Here is a 13122-nt window from a genome sequence, read left to right as displayed (position 1 = left end):
ACCCTGTCCATAACTCCGCAGTTATTGATAAACTGACAAATTATGAAATGGAAGTTTCAGACATTTTTTAACGCTTTACTTGTTGGGTTGTTCATTTTGCTCTTTTGGTGCAGTTGGACCAGCCTGGCGCAAAGTTCGAGCACCCCATCCACCACTACGCCACCCGATACCAAGTTAAATAGATTCTTGAATTTCTTCACTCAAGGGCATGATTCCCCACCAGTTGACCCGGTGGATGTTACACCCCAATGGATTGAGAAACTGGCGGTCGATTTTCCTTTTCTGAAATATCAATGGCTGGGGAATGAACTGTGGAAATACATGGCATCCCTGGTCTATATCATTCTCGCTTTTTATACTTCGAAATTTCTCGATCACTTGACGCGCGTGTGGCTCAGGAAGTGGGCTGAGAAAACCGAGACCAAGTTCGACGATCTCATACTCGACCTGTTGAATGGACCGGTGAAGGTTGTCAGTTTTGTGGTGTTTCTGCACATCGGTCTTAGTGTGTTCAGGTGGCCGACAGTGGTGGAAAATATTCTAGCGAAATGTTTCACCATCGTCGTAGCGAGCACCCTGACCTACATGCTGGTTAAATTTGTGGAATTGGCCCTGGGGTATTGGCGTCAGCGTGCCTCCACGGACGCGGATAGAACATTTGATGAACAACTGTTCCCGATCATCCGTAAAAGTTTGAAGGTATTCATCGTTGTAGTAGCGGTGTTAGTGACGTGTCAGAATCTAGGCATTAATGTGACCGCAGCAATAACGTCATTATCCATTGGCGGTTTGGCAATCGGTTTGGCGGCGCAGGATACATTGGCCAACTTATTCGGAGCGATTGCAGTATTCGTCGATAAGCCGTTTCGGATTGGCGATACGATCAGAATTGACCAGGTCGAAGGCAACGTTGAAAGCATTGGTATGCGGAGCACGCGAGTGAGGAATGCCAAGGGGTTCCTGATCACCATCCCGAACAAGACCGTGGGCAACGCCACCATCACCAACATTACCGGGCGACCGACCATCCAGACAGAAATGAATATCGGACTAACCTATGATACGCCGACGGAAAAGGTGAGGCAGGCGCTGCGCATCATAGAGGAGGTGTATCGTTCCAATCCGATGACAAAGGATTTGGTGGTAAATTTTAACCGGTTTGCTGATTCTGCGCTGAACATCAATGTGGTTCACTTTTGGGGTTCATCCGATAATAAGGCCTATCTGGCTGGCATGCAGGAAATGAATCTGGCCTTAAAGGAACGTTTCGATAAAGAAGGAATTAATTTCGCCTTACCAACTCAGACACTGATGCTGAAACAAGATTCAGATGGGCGCATGTTGGAAAGACAATCCAGCAATGAAGTCATGGCTTTGCCGGGGAGTGGTCCAACCGGCCCGCCCGCCCCACAAGTTTAATCTGAATCAAATCACGAGCCTTTGTACATTTAACTCCTCGCAGGGTTCATGTGTAAATGTGTGAGTTGGAGTTTAAACCAGGGCAGACGCATTTAAATGGGTTCTACCCCCCAGAGTTTCGCCGCCACACCATTTTTCTCGACACGAAGTTCCATCATTTTTAAACTACCCGCATTGCCTGCTCTCAATGCGGGTAGTTTATGTCCTGCCAGAGTCGTCTAAAAATGTTGGCTGGAGCGCCTCAATTGATGAAGCAAGCATTAGCCGTGGCAGGATTTCGGAGTTGCGCCAAATCGCAAAGTTAAGGGTTTTTCCACAGGATTGCGGTGGCATTGAGATGCGCCTGCCATGGAGTTTAAACTTCCAGGTATGGAAGTATCTCGATAATCTTAAGTTCAATTACTCCTATATGCCCCAACCTTTAATCGTGCGCTGTTTTTGCTTTCTGGTTTGCGGTGTCGTGGTTGCCCTTGCCGAAAACCTAGGAGCAGCGGAAGGGACAGCAACGAACCGGCTGGTTGAGGTCGCATGGGGCGATATTTCCTTTCTCCCGGTGGATGCTCAACTTGCGGGAGGTGCAGCAGGAGTGGAGACGAAATTGAGCACCAAGTCAGTTTCCTTGATTCATACCTCCGATGTTGTGTCCTGGAATTACAAGCCGACTCGCTGGGGAATGTACGAAGTGAATATTTCGTATTCTGCAGAGACCAATGGCGGTACAATGCAGGTCGAAGTGGCCGGGAGACAATTTTCTGCCAGTTACTCATCGACTGGCGACACTTCGCATTTCACCAACCTCCTTATTGGCCGCGTTTACGTGGAGAAAGTAGAACCATTTTCCTTGCAGGTGAGGAGTGGAGATACGAATTCCCTCGGCGCCCTGAATTTAGCAGCCATCATCCTTCGACCGGCGCCTGAAGGAAAGTCTGTTATTCAGCAAGGCGACGGACCGATTACATTACATGCGAGCAATGCGATCACTCATAGCGTAACCATGCGTTATGAGCCGAATGAGAAGAAAAACTGCCTTGGTTATTGGGTGAATCCACAGGATTGGGCGGAATGGAAATTCACTGTGAGGCAGCTGGGTACGTACGACGTTGAATTGTGGCAAGGGTGCGGGAAGGGGCAGGGTGGAAGTGATGTGGATGTGGTTGTCGATGGCGAGAGGTTTTCCTTGGTTGTAGAGGAGACCGGGCATTTTCAGAACTTCGTGCCTCGACAGATTGGCAGGGTAAACCTCTCCCGGGCCGGCATCCATTCCATTGCGGTGCGGCCCAGGAATAAACATGCCGATGCAGTCATGGATGTGCGACAAATCCTGTTAAAGCCATTGAAAACCCCTTGATCCCGTCAATGAAGCGGGGAATTTTTCGGCAGACATCGAATGACTTCCAAGTGGGCTCGATCAATAGTGAGGTTTTTTATGGCCGTGCGATTGTCAGCCTGATCCAGCCGTATTCGGGAAATCAGCTCTCCCCGTTCGTTGTAAACCGTGGCTTTGGATTCCAATGGCTTGGGAAAGAGAAGATCGAGTTGCTCTGTTTGGGACTGAGTGATCGTTTGAGGGCTTTGGAAGTTTTCCATTTCCAGCCAGACGGTGACAAAAGTTGAGCCATTGCGTTGTTCAAAAACATGAGCCTGGCTGTCTGAGCGGATTAATCGCGATTCAATCACCTCTCCATCCAGGCACCGGAAATCGTTTTCAAATATGTAACTGAAGAAGCGCAACGTTTTCAGTGCCGGCTTGGGACGACCCTGGACATCGAGGATACCCAGACGCCGGTTGTTCACGTCGCCGATGATGAGCGTCGTTTCGGGCAGGTCATGAATGCGGTACCAGGCGATCAATTGAACCTTGCCGGTGGCCAAGATGGAGGAAAGCATGCGTGCCATGCTTTGTGCCTGGAATTGTGGGGTATGTTCAAAGTTGTAACGGGCTTCGTACGTTCTTGAGACATGACTGCCGTGACGGAAGTTACTGTAGCCTACTTCCGCCAGCCATAGGGCTTGTCCATTTCCATGGAGATCGATGATTTGGGAGGCCTTGGAAATGTATATGTTGATGTTTTCAATGGGATCGGGTGACCAGGTTTCATAGTAATTGTGCAGGTTTACCACATCGATGAAGGGACTTATTCCGTGGGTCACAAAAAGGTCGCGCAAAAATTCAATATTCCAGGACATGCCACCCAGAACGATCTTCGCAGTGGGATCGGCCTCGCGGACTGCTTTGCTCCCGGCTTTTGCCAACTCCGCAAATTCCTGTGAACTACCTTCCCAATACTCGGCGTTGTCCGGTTCATTCCAAAGTTCCCATGAATGGATGCGGCCTTTATAACGCCTGGCGATCACTTTCATGAAATCCGCAAAGCGGGAAATATCCTTTGGAGGTTGACGCCAGTAATTGGTGTCGTTGCCACTTGAGTTCCACCGTGGGGTATAGCAAACGTAGGGAATAAGGCGGATGCCATACTCGTCGGCAGCCATGCGGACAAATTCATCCCAGAAACTCCAGTCGTATTTTCCGGGTTCAATTTCAATTGTGTCCCAGGGAAAAGCTATTCGCAAAACGTGAATGCCATTCGTTTTTAAAAGGAGGAGGTCACCTCGCGCCACATCGATGGAGCGCGAAGCTTTTGGATAATCTTCACATAAACCGATTTCAACCCGCTGGTATGAAGGGGCGGGGAACGGGCGCGCAGTTTTGAACTGCTGCGGTGATGAGCATCCAATCAGGATGAAAAATCCGATCAGAAACCATTGATAAAGCATGAGACATTGATTTGGCCGCACATAAACCTCCTTTAGATAAATAGCACGTCCGAGCCAAGGCTCCAACGAAAAGCAGGCTGTTAAATATAGCAGCGCATCTTTACACTAGAAATTTAGCAAAATGCTCTGGCACTATGGAGGAGTAATGGTAGGAAAGAGCAAAGCTATTCAAATACCGGTGCAGGGGATCGCATGTGTGATCGTGACCGGGTTGGCTTTGATTGAGCCGGCACTGGCGGCGGCGGGCGTGGCGACAAGCATCAAGACGGTGGGATGGCAGCACTATTCCGCTCCATTTTGGATTGCTATTTCCCCCGTGCTATACGCGGTATGGCTGCTGATATTGTTGAGCGCATATACGCTGGAGACAACCATTCTGGGGTGGTTCTTCGAAAAGCCCCGGCGGTTGGATTCGCACAAAGACAAGATCGTTTCATTTTCCTCAATCGTTCTGATTCTGCTTTATCGACGCGCTTTTCTAGTGGGTTCGCTGCCGATGATATTCCACTTCGCCCAAGTGCCCGTCTTTGCCTGGTTGATTCCGAGGTCCTACTCCACAAAATTATTTCTGGGCGAACGCGCCATTCCGTTGGGGACAATCACTGATCCTGACCTGACGATCATTGGGGCCGGTTCGATTCTCGGACACGATAGCCGGTTGATTGCGCATAGCTTCACGCGAAGTGAGAGTGGGTCGCTGGTGTACCAAAGCGCACCGATTGAAATCGGCAGGAATGTTACGGTGGGCGGTGGCGCTCAGATTGAAATGGGGGCGAAAATTGGGGACGACTCGCTCATAGAGCCCTTTTCGCATGTGATGCCATTCATGCGGATACCGGCGGGAGAGGTTTGGGGCGGCAGTCCGGCTACTTTTCAACGCAGGCGCGAACTGGGGAATAAAGGAGTCCCGCCTGAGGCGAGTTCGGATAAGAGCGTATCAATCGATGTTGAAGTGACCGGTTTGATTGCCGATGCGCTTTCCCTGCCTCGTAAGGCAGTTACTATTTCCGCTGGCAGCGCGGAGTTTTCGGCATGGGATTCGATTGGGAAAATGGCCATAGCCGCGGCTCTGTACGATCGTTATGGAGTGATGGTTCCGGCAGACCGGGTGTTTCAACTCGACTCCGTGGCGGAGATTCAGAGACTTTTGCGGAGCGGCAAAAGTGAGAAATCCACGCCTGAAACAAAATTTTTACTGCCGGAGAATCCGGACTTATTTCCAATTTATGATGCTGGTGTGATTACCATAGCATTGGCCAGGAAGGAGCAGGCGGCAACCGGGAGGGCAGATGTGGCGAAGGCCAAAGTCCGGGTGGTTATTGCCGCGAGTTTTACGGCGGAGTCGCTGGCCAGCACTTTGAAGCTTTGGGGAAGAAGCTTTGGATTTGCGATTGAGGCGGAGTTTTATGGATTCAACCAGGTGCAGCAAGCTTTGCTTTCGCCAGAGAGTTCATTCGTGACGAATAAAGCAGGAGTAAATGTGGTGCTGGTTCGCCCGGAGGATTTGGTGAGCGAAAATGATCCGACGGGCAGAATTGTTGGCGAACAGTTGGTTCAAGCCATCCGACAGCATGTGGATGGGAGTGGAACGCCGTTGCTCGTGAGCGATTTGCCGCCGGTGGTGTCGACTGCCTGGGTTGGAGGTATGGGTGAGGCCGAGCGTCTGCAGAGTTGGTGGCGGGACGAGTTGGTTAAAATCGAGCGCGTGGAGGTGCTTCCATTTTCGGAGATTATAACCGAACTGGGAACCACCAATGCACGGGATCAACAGATGGAACGGATAGCCAGCGCTCCCTATTCGGCCCCGGTTTACCAGAGGTTGGGCATCGCGATCACGCGTGGGATAAGGAAATTCCGCGTGCCGCCGAAAAAGGTGGTGGCACTGGATTGCGATGGGACGCTGTGGGCAGGAGTTGTAGGCGAGGATGGAGTATCAGGGATAGGGTTGGATGATTTCAGGAAATTTCAATCCCAACTGCTCGCATTAAAAGCTCGCGGGGTGTTGTTGGTGCTGGTGAGTAAAAATTCGGCGGACGATGTCTGGCAAGTTTTGGAGAATCATGACGGGATGGTTTTGCTGAGAAAGGATATAGCCGCCGCGAGAATCAATTGGGAGGCAAAGTCGAAGAACCTCCGGGAGCTGGCTGCCGAGTTGAACGTTGCGTTGGATTCGTTTGTGTTTTTCGATGACAACCCGGTGGAGCGACTCGAGGTGGAAACGAACTGTCCCGAGGTTACAGTAGTTCCACTGCCGGCTAAGGCGATGTCTTTTGGCAATGTGCTTTCAAAGTTGTGGTTGTTTGATTCGCCGACGATCACACAGGAGGATGAGGCGCGGAGTGATTACATGTTCTCTGAATCCGAGCGAAAAATAGTGCAGGCACAAGCGGCGGATTTAAAAAGCTATTTGCGAACTTTGGAATTAAAGGTGCAGATACGCCTGGCGCAGGAAGCAGATATTTCACGGATCGCGCAACTCACCCAAAAAACGAACCAGTTCAATCTTTCACTGAAGCGCCGCACCGAACAAGAGATTCGGGATTTGAAATCTCAGAGCTGCTGGATTTGGGTGGTATCGGCACAAGATCGTTTTGGTGATTATGGTCTGGTGGGAACATGCATTGCGACACCCATTGATGAGGGGTTCTGGTTGGATACGTTGTTGATGAGTTGCCGGGCTTTGGGGAGAGGAGTCGAGGAGGCGCTATTGCATGGTCTTTCGCAGAAGGCGATTGCCCTGGGCAAAGGGGTGCTGATTGCACCCTATGTTGTGGGACTGCGGAATGAGCCGGCAATAAACTTTCTGTTGAAGCATGGTTTTGTTGAGAAGCCTGAGGGAACTTTTGCGAAGGATTTATCCCATCCAGTTCCGCTGCCAGAGCATCTGGATTTGAAAATGGAGTAATTCCTGGCGTAGTGAGTGTTTTTTTTGTCAAGAGAGAGGGATGCGATTTTTGCGGAAATGTGGAGCCATCTGCGACCGATTTTCTTTCATTTTATTCAAACAAAAACCTGGAAAAACGCTGAATAAAGTCAAATAACCGCCGGGTGGAAATCGTCGAATCTATGTATGAAGAAACTATTTCTAATGTCGGCAGTTTTGCTTGGATTGGCATCAGCATCCTATGCCGGCGTGGGCTTTCATATTGGCATCAATCTACCGTTTCCGCCCATACCATTGCCACCTCCGCCGTCCATAGTTATAGGAGGCCAACCTCCGCCTCTATATGTTCAGCCAGGTCAACAGCCTTTCTATCAGGGTTCAACTGCGTTTTATGGTCAACCGGCACCGATTTACGCTGCTCCGCCCCCAGTGGTTATATCACCGTATCCCTATTACGGCGGTGGCTATTATGGTGGTGGTTATTACGGCGGTGGCTACTACGGTGGTGGCTATTATGGACATGGTGGGTGGGGTCACGGCGGCTATTATGGTCGTGGTTATTATGGTCACGGCGGCGGCTACTACGGTCACGGCGGTTGGCACCATTGATGAGAGGTGCGGAAGCCAGCGTAATTTAAGTCCATAACTCGTGAGCGCGAGAGCCGGAATGAGATTTCCGGCTTTTTGTTTGGCCGTGCAACGGAGCGCTTTTACTTCTTCTTGCCTTTAGCGTCCTTAACCTGAACCGAAGTCGCAATCATTTGATATGTAACTGTAGCCTTGGAACCGACTTTGAGGTCGCCTGCGACGTCTGTATCTTTGGTGCGAGCGATTTGCCACTTTTCATCACCTTTCTGAACAGTGACCGTAGTTGGTGTTACCTCAAGGATCGGGCCGGTGACTTGGTAAGTTTTGACTTCGGCAGCAGCTTGCAAGCTGTTCGTGAATAAAAGAGCAGCTGCGCATAAGATTGTAAGGATGAGATGTTTCATATGTTCACGAGAGAAGTGTTTTAACTGTTTTGGAGTAAGTAGCGTCGGTCGAGCACGCCCGCAAGGTGGGTGGATACCCCGGCTAAAAGATTGAGTATGATTGCCGCCTTGTTTCCAAAAGGCTTGAGAGATAACATCCACCTGATTCAGCTCAACACATCAAACGGAAAGTTTTCGAACTATGAACTCAGAACAGTCGATATCCAAAAGTTTGCCGCGACGGGAATTCATCAGGCAAGTGGGTGCTACTGCGGCTTCTGCGGCGTTGTTTGCGCAATCCATTTCTGCATTTGGACAGGAGAATTCAAAAACGATTACGCTGGCGCTGGTGGGAGCGGCGCATATTCATACGCCCAACTATGTAAATATTTTGAAGAAGCGTCCGGAAGTAAAAGTGAAGTACGTTTGGGATCATGACCAGGAAAGGGCGGCCAGGAATGCCAAGGAGTTAGGGAGCCAGGTCGTGGATGACCCGAAGACCGTTTGGAATGATCCTGAGATTGTGGGAGTGGTAATTTGTTCGGAGACGAATCGGCACCGGGATTTGGTCGTGGCGGCGGCAAATGCGAAGAAGCATATGTTTGTCGAGAAACCGTTGGGAATTACCGCGAAAGATAGCAAGGCCATGGCGGATGCGATTGAGAAGGCGAACCTGATATTCACGACCGGCTATTTCATGCGCACCGCGCCAGCTCACATTTTCCTGAAGGAGCAAATTGAGAAGGGAAGTTTTGGCAAGATCACGCGCGCCCGAGGTTCAAATTGTCACAACGGATCGCTTGGTGGCTGGTTCGATAAAGAGTGGCGTTGGATGGCTGATCCAAAGCAGGCGGGTGTGGGTGCATTCGGAGATTTGGGCACGCACTCGCTGGATATTTTGATGTGGCTGCTGGGCGATGTGGAGTCGGTCACGGCTGCCATCAATGTGGTTACCGGCAGGTATGAAAACTGTGACGAATCAGGCGAAGCGTTGATGAAGTTCGCAAAGGGAGCAGCGGTTACACTGGCGGCTGGATGGGTGGATGTGGCAAATCCGGTCACTTTGGAGATCAGCGGCACGGAAGGGCATGCGGTGATCATCAACAACAAACTTTATTTCAACAGCAAGAATGTGAAGGGCGCGGATGGAAAGGAGCCCTGGACAGAATTGCCATCGGCCCCGCCCGCACCCATGGATCAGTTTGTAAATGCGCTGATGGGCAACAAAGACATGCCGCTGGTGAAACCTCGCGAGGCTGCGGCCCGTGTAAGCGTAATGGAGGCTGCGTACAAGGGAGCGCATAATAATGCGTGGGTAAAGGTGTCTTAATCCGGTTTAGTTAATGCAAAGCGTGAACCTTAAAAGTTCACGCTTTTTTGTTAGTGTGATCAGATTAAAAAAGGAGGGGGACCTCCAGGTCCCCCAATCGCTTCGTAGGATCCCCGAAGGGCTGAAACGATGGAAGGAAAAATAGCTGTGATGCTGGAATTGTCAAACAGTGAGTTGGCTGCAAGCCCCCCAGTGCTGCAGATGACAAGGCAGGGACAATACTTCCGGCTGCGGGCGTCATAGTAAAATTACGGCGCGGTCGCCTATTTTGGGGTTGAACGCGGGATTTCAGCCAAAATCTGTTCGGCTTGTTGCCGAAGCTTTTTGTCCACATTGGGAAGGCGCAAGGGGTCCAAGGTTTGACGAGCGGCATCAGGTTCGTTCCTGGCAATTTGAGCTTGAGCCAGACTGAAGAGATAGGACTGGTTTTCGGGCTCCAACTGAATGGCCCGTTGCAAATGTTGTTCGGCCGAGGCGAGATCATCACCCTGGACTATTTCAAAGAAACCGAGCAGATGTTGAGCGGGGCCGAAACTGGGCATCACGGCGATGGATTTTTCAAGTTCTTCACGAATTGCCGACGCCGCATCCTTTTCCAGCTTGGTATATCTCTCCCTTGAATCGGCGGTCTGCCGGAATTTTTCCTGGGCGTACACGTAATGAGCCAGGAAGCTGGTGGAACCATGGTCGAAAGCCTGTTTTAGAAAGTCGATGGCGGCTTCGGATTTATGTTCGTGCGCGGCCAGCAATCCCAGACCTTCGTAGGGAAGCGGACTGGCGGGAGCGATTTTATGGGCTTGCGAAAAATACTTCTCGGCGGTTTCGCCGCGACCAATACGGAGGAGTTCATTGCCAAGGTGAAAGGCCGTTTCGACTGTGGAAATATTTCGCATAGCCAGGTTGCGGGGAAGGGAAACATCAGAGCTCAAAACCAAGGCGAGGGATTCGAACTGCTGACGTTCGAGATAGTGGTGGAGTTCTGCTTCCATGGCAGGAAGCGAAGTGTGAAACGCATTGGTAAATGCCTGTTCGGCTGATTGACCCTGGCGGAGCAGTTTTGTGAGTTGACTGAACTGAGCTTTGCGGGCCGGGTTGCCGACCATGAGGTAATGCGTCAGAAGCCAGGATTCGGCATAGAAGATGCCTTGATGCTCGCGTTCGTTATATTGTGGCGAATCATGAGCCACGGCAAACAACTCGCCGAGAGGCATGAGAGGCTGTTCGGTAAGAGTATGGAGATGGTGGGGAATGGGTTTGCCTATGTGGACTCCACGTCCGGTGGCCTCAAACGTGGAGTAAATCTCCGCCATGCCTTCCTGAAGCCAGGGCGGCCAGATGAGGTCGTTGTGCCTTAGGAGGAGGTGAGTGTATTCATGAAAGATGACGTCGAGCCCATCTTCATTGGCTGAGAGGGCGAGCACGATAAGGTTTTGATCACTCCCACGGTGGAAAAAGCCGGCAAGATGAATCGGCTTGCCTTGATAGAGCGGCAGGAACGGCTCCATGGATTTGACATCCGGAAAGGCCATGACAGCAATCGGGGGAGAAGCCACGGCTTGGGCGCCAGCCAGTTGAGCGTAGGCGTCCCTGAATTGTTCGAGCCTTGAAGAAATTCTGGCAACATCCTGGGACGCACCGCAACTATAGACGTTGAAATGAGCCGTGCGAGTTTCGAACCAATGACGTTGCGCGAGTGGAACAGTGTTCGATTGAGCAAAAGTCCACGGAGCCGTGAGCAAAGCAGCAACGAAGATGAGCAGGCAACGATTCATATAATATCCTAATAGGAATAATATCAGACAGGGCAACCGTGTCACTGGAGATCCTGTTGGTCATCAATATCAAATGGCGCCGAAAGCAGCTTAAAAATCGATAAAAATAAACAAAAAGGCCAGTCCCACCCAGGACTGGCCACAAAGTACGAAAAACTACCTACATAGCTTCGACGCCTAAGATTAGATTTCGTTCAATCTATTTTTTGGGCAGATAACAGGGGATTTCGTTACGCATCACAGCAATCTGAGAAGGATGAGAATCCGAACTTAGCAGGTTCAGAAAGAGGTGCTTTATGAGGAGGATTAACCATAATTGAGACAAAAGAACGTTGTGTTCTCAGGAATAATCAACTACTTGCAAGAGGCGCGATGAAAGCAAATGAATATATTTTTGGTGGAACTATTGTGAACACGATACTGAAACTCTTCCTTTTGGTGGCCATGGCGTTGGGAATCGCGGGGTGCAAAACTCATTACGATGCAGTTGCCGAATACAAAAAGGCGCCATTGGACCGGAAAAAAAGTGGGTATATAGTGGTTGCGGAAGACGATTATAGGGGCGTCAAAAGGTTGAAAGGCACAGGAGTGGCGGTGTCGGATGTGGTTTACCAGGGTTTTGGGGACTATTTGAAATCGGTTATTGCTGGAGACGTGCCCCGCTCACTGGACGAGTCATTTACCAAGGCGCACCAACAGGAATGCGATTACCTGATAGTTCCTTCCATTGTGCAGTGGGTGAACGAGGACAACGAGTTTGGGAAGTCGAACGGCAACATTGCGGTAAGCATTCAAGTTTATGATGTGGCTACCCAGGAATCACTGGCTTCCGTAATTCTAAAGACAAAGGGCCCGAATTCGCCGCTTGATGATGAGCCGGCGCAGCAGCTCGTTGAGCCACTCAAGGCTTACCTGGAGGCGCTCTTCAAGAAGTGATGAGGGTTTGGGAATGGTCGATCTCTTAAATGAGCTTGTTTGAATATACTTTGCTGGCAGGCAGTTCGCTGTTTGTGATCGTAGATCCGGTAGCGACAGTGCCGGCATTTATTGCGATGACGCCGCATGATACCCCGGAACAGCGGATCAAAACGGCGAGGTTGGCTTGTTTTGTCATGGCAGGTGTCTTGCTCTCATTCGCAGCGGCGGGGAGGGTGATATTCAAATTGATGGGGATTACGATGCCAGCGTTTCAGATTGCAGCGAGCATTGTATTGTTGCTGGTGGCGCTGGACATGTTGCGGGCGCAGCGCTCTCGCGTGCAGGAAACGCATGAGGAGACGGAGGCTGGTGCAGAGAAGGCGGATATCGCAGTGACGCCGCTGGCGATTCCAATGTTAGCCGGGCCGGGAGCCATCTCGACAGCCATTCTGTTACAGAACCAGGCAAAAACGGCGGCCCAACATGCGGCAGTGTATGTGTGCATCCTTGGCGTTTCTTTCGCAAGCTATCTGATCCTGAAAGTTTCAGCACGAGGAGCGAAGTGGTTAAATCCGATCGCGATGAACGTGGCGATCCGCATCATGGGACTATTGCTGGCGGCAGTGGCAATTCAATTCGGTCTGAATGCGTTTAAGACGTTGAGAACAGATTTATTGGCCAACCCGCCAGGAATGTAGTCTGGAGCGGCCTACTTTACGGAAACCTGAACGAGGGTTGGCGACCTCAACGATTCTTCCGTGAGGGTTTTCAGGAAGGCGACAAGAGCTTTTTTGTCGGCTGGACTTAAAGGAACGCCGCCATCGGGATGCTTCGCGAGATTGGGGTCCAAGGTGACGCTCCGTTGCATTCCCGTGCTGTAGTGTTCGATCACTTCTTCCAGAGTTTTGAAGCGACCGTCGTGCATGTATGGCCCGGTGAGTTCGACGTTGCGGAGAGAGGGAACAGCGAACCTGGCTTTATCGGCTTCATTATGAGTCACTTCGTAACGGCCAAGTCCTGGAAGGTTGAATCCAGGCCATTGTTGGCAAAGCC

11 protein-coding genes are annotated in these 13122 nt (G+C 50.8%); 7 read left to right on the top strand and 4 right to left on the bottom strand.

Annotated features, from left to right (window positions below; genetic code table 11):
• Positions 1-42: 42 nt before the first annotated feature.
• Positions 43-1419, top strand: a complete 1377-nt coding sequence (locus tag CFLAV_RS25550) for a mechanosensitive ion channel family protein (protein WP_007417775.1) — start codon at positions 43-45, stop codon at positions 1417-1419.
• Positions 1420-1828: 409 nt separating this feature from the next.
• The gene (locus tag CFLAV_RS25545) at positions 1829-2767 is read left to right on the top strand and encodes a carbohydrate-binding protein (RefSeq protein ID WP_150107593.1); all 939 of its coding nucleotides are present in this window, start codon (positions 1829-1831) and stop codon (positions 2765-2767) included.
• 5 nt (positions 2768-2772) lie between these two features.
• Here CFLAV_RS25545 and CFLAV_RS25540 read toward each other — a convergent pair whose 3' ends face one another.
• Positions 2773-4215 (bottom strand): GH39 family glycosyl hydrolase, encoded by a 1443-nt coding sequence (locus CFLAV_RS25540; protein WP_150107592.1) that lies wholly within the window; start codon positions 4213-4215, stop codon positions 2773-2775.
• A gap of 100 nt (positions 4216-4315) precedes the next feature.
• On the opposite strand from CFLAV_RS25540, the gene CFLAV_RS25535 reads away from it, so the two are divergent.
• Both CFLAV_RS25535 and CFLAV_RS25530 read left to right on the top strand, forming a co-directional pair.
• Complete coding sequence (locus CFLAV_RS25535) at positions 4316-7099, top strand: HAD-IIIC family phosphatase (protein ID WP_007417772.1); 2784 nt, start codon at positions 4316-4318, stop codon at positions 7097-7099.
• 165 nt (positions 7100-7264) lie between these two features.
• Positions 7265-7687: a hypothetical protein gene (locus CFLAV_RS25530; protein ID WP_007417771.1), complete on the top strand. Its 423-nt coding sequence runs from the start codon at positions 7265-7267 to the stop codon at positions 7685-7687.
• A gap of 101 nt (positions 7688-7788) precedes the next feature.
• On the opposite strand, the gene CFLAV_RS25525 is transcribed toward CFLAV_RS25530, so the two are convergent.
• Positions 7789-8070 (bottom strand): hypothetical protein, encoded by a 282-nt coding sequence (locus CFLAV_RS25525; RefSeq protein ID WP_007417770.1) that lies wholly within the window; start codon positions 8068-8070, stop codon positions 7789-7791.
• A 181-nt stretch (positions 8071-8251) separates the two neighbouring features.
• On the opposite strand from CFLAV_RS25525, the gene CFLAV_RS25520 reads away from it, so the two are divergent.
• Positions 8252-9379, top strand: a complete 1128-nt coding sequence (locus tag CFLAV_RS25520; protein ID WP_007417769.1) for a Gfo/Idh/MocA family protein — start codon at positions 8252-8254, stop codon at positions 9377-9379.
• Positions 9380-9642: 263 nt separating this feature from the next.
• On the opposite strand, the gene CFLAV_RS25515 is transcribed toward CFLAV_RS25520, so the two are convergent.
• Positions 9643-11151 carry a tetratricopeptide repeat protein gene (locus CFLAV_RS25515; RefSeq protein WP_007417768.1) on the bottom strand — a complete coding sequence of 503 codons (1509 nt, stop codon included), beginning with the start codon at positions 11149-11151 and terminating at the stop codon, positions 9643-9645.
• Between the two features lie 372 nt (positions 11152-11523).
• On the opposite strand from CFLAV_RS25515, the gene CFLAV_RS25510 reads away from it, so the two are divergent.
• Together CFLAV_RS25510 and CFLAV_RS25505 are read left to right on the top strand one after the other, a co-directional pair.
• A complete protein-coding gene (locus tag CFLAV_RS25510; protein WP_007417767.1) occupies positions 11524-12087 on the top strand; it encodes a DUF4823 domain-containing protein in 564 nt (187 codons plus the stop codon).
• Between the two features lie 29 nt (positions 12088-12116).
• On the top strand, positions 12117-12767 hold the full coding sequence (locus tag CFLAV_RS25505) for a MarC family protein (RefSeq protein WP_007417766.1): 651 nt from the start codon (positions 12117-12119) through the stop codon (positions 12765-12767).
• An 11-nt stretch (positions 12768-12778) separates the two neighbouring features.
• Here the strand turns inward: CFLAV_RS25505 and CFLAV_RS25500 are convergent.
• The coding region (locus CFLAV_RS25500) for a cytochrome-c peroxidase (protein WP_007417765.1) at positions 12779-13122 on the bottom strand (344 nt) is incomplete at its 5' end.

It is taken from the genome of Pedosphaera parvula Ellin514 (genome assembly GCF_000172555.1).
Taxonomy (GTDB): domain Bacteria; phylum Verrucomicrobiota; class Verrucomicrobiia; order Limisphaerales; family Pedosphaeraceae; genus Pedosphaera.
Note: the sequence above shows the minus strand (reverse complement) of the source record. Positions and strands in the feature narration are given on the sequence as shown.

Bases quoted from the DNA above. Each gene is read 5' to 3' on its own strand.
- CFLAV_RS25550 (WP_007417775.1), top strand. From the start codon at position 43: ATGAAATGGAAGTTTCAGACATTTTTTAACGCTTTACTTGTTGGGTTG.
- CFLAV_RS25545 (WP_150107593.1), top strand. From the start codon at position 1,829: ATGCCCCAACCTTTAATCGTGCGCTGTTTTTGCTTTCTGGTTTGCGGT.
- CFLAV_RS25535 (WP_007417772.1), top strand. From the start codon at position 4,316: ATGCTCTGGCACTATGGAGGAGTAATGGTAGGAAAGAGCAAAGCTATT.
- CFLAV_RS25530 (WP_007417771.1), top strand. From the start codon at position 7,265: ATGAAGAAACTATTTCTAATGTCGGCAGTTTTGCTTGGATTGGCATCA.
- CFLAV_RS25525 (WP_007417770.1), bottom strand. From the start codon at position 8,070: ATGAAACATCTCATCCTTACAATCTTATGCGCAGCTGCTCTTTTATTC.
- CFLAV_RS25520 (WP_007417769.1), top strand. From the start codon at position 8,252: ATGAACTCAGAACAGTCGATATCCAAAAGTTTGCCGCGACGGGAATTC.
- CFLAV_RS25515 (WP_007417768.1), bottom strand. From the start codon at position 11,151: ATGAATCGTTGCCTGCTCATCTTCGTTGCTGCTTTGCTCACGGCTCCG.
- CFLAV_RS25510 (WP_007417767.1), top strand. From the start codon at position 11,524: ATGAAAGCAAATGAATATATTTTTGGTGGAACTATTGTGAACACGATA.
- CFLAV_RS25505 (WP_007417766.1), top strand. From the start codon at position 12,117: ATGAGCTTGTTTGAATATACTTTGCTGGCAGGCAGTTCGCTGTTTGTG.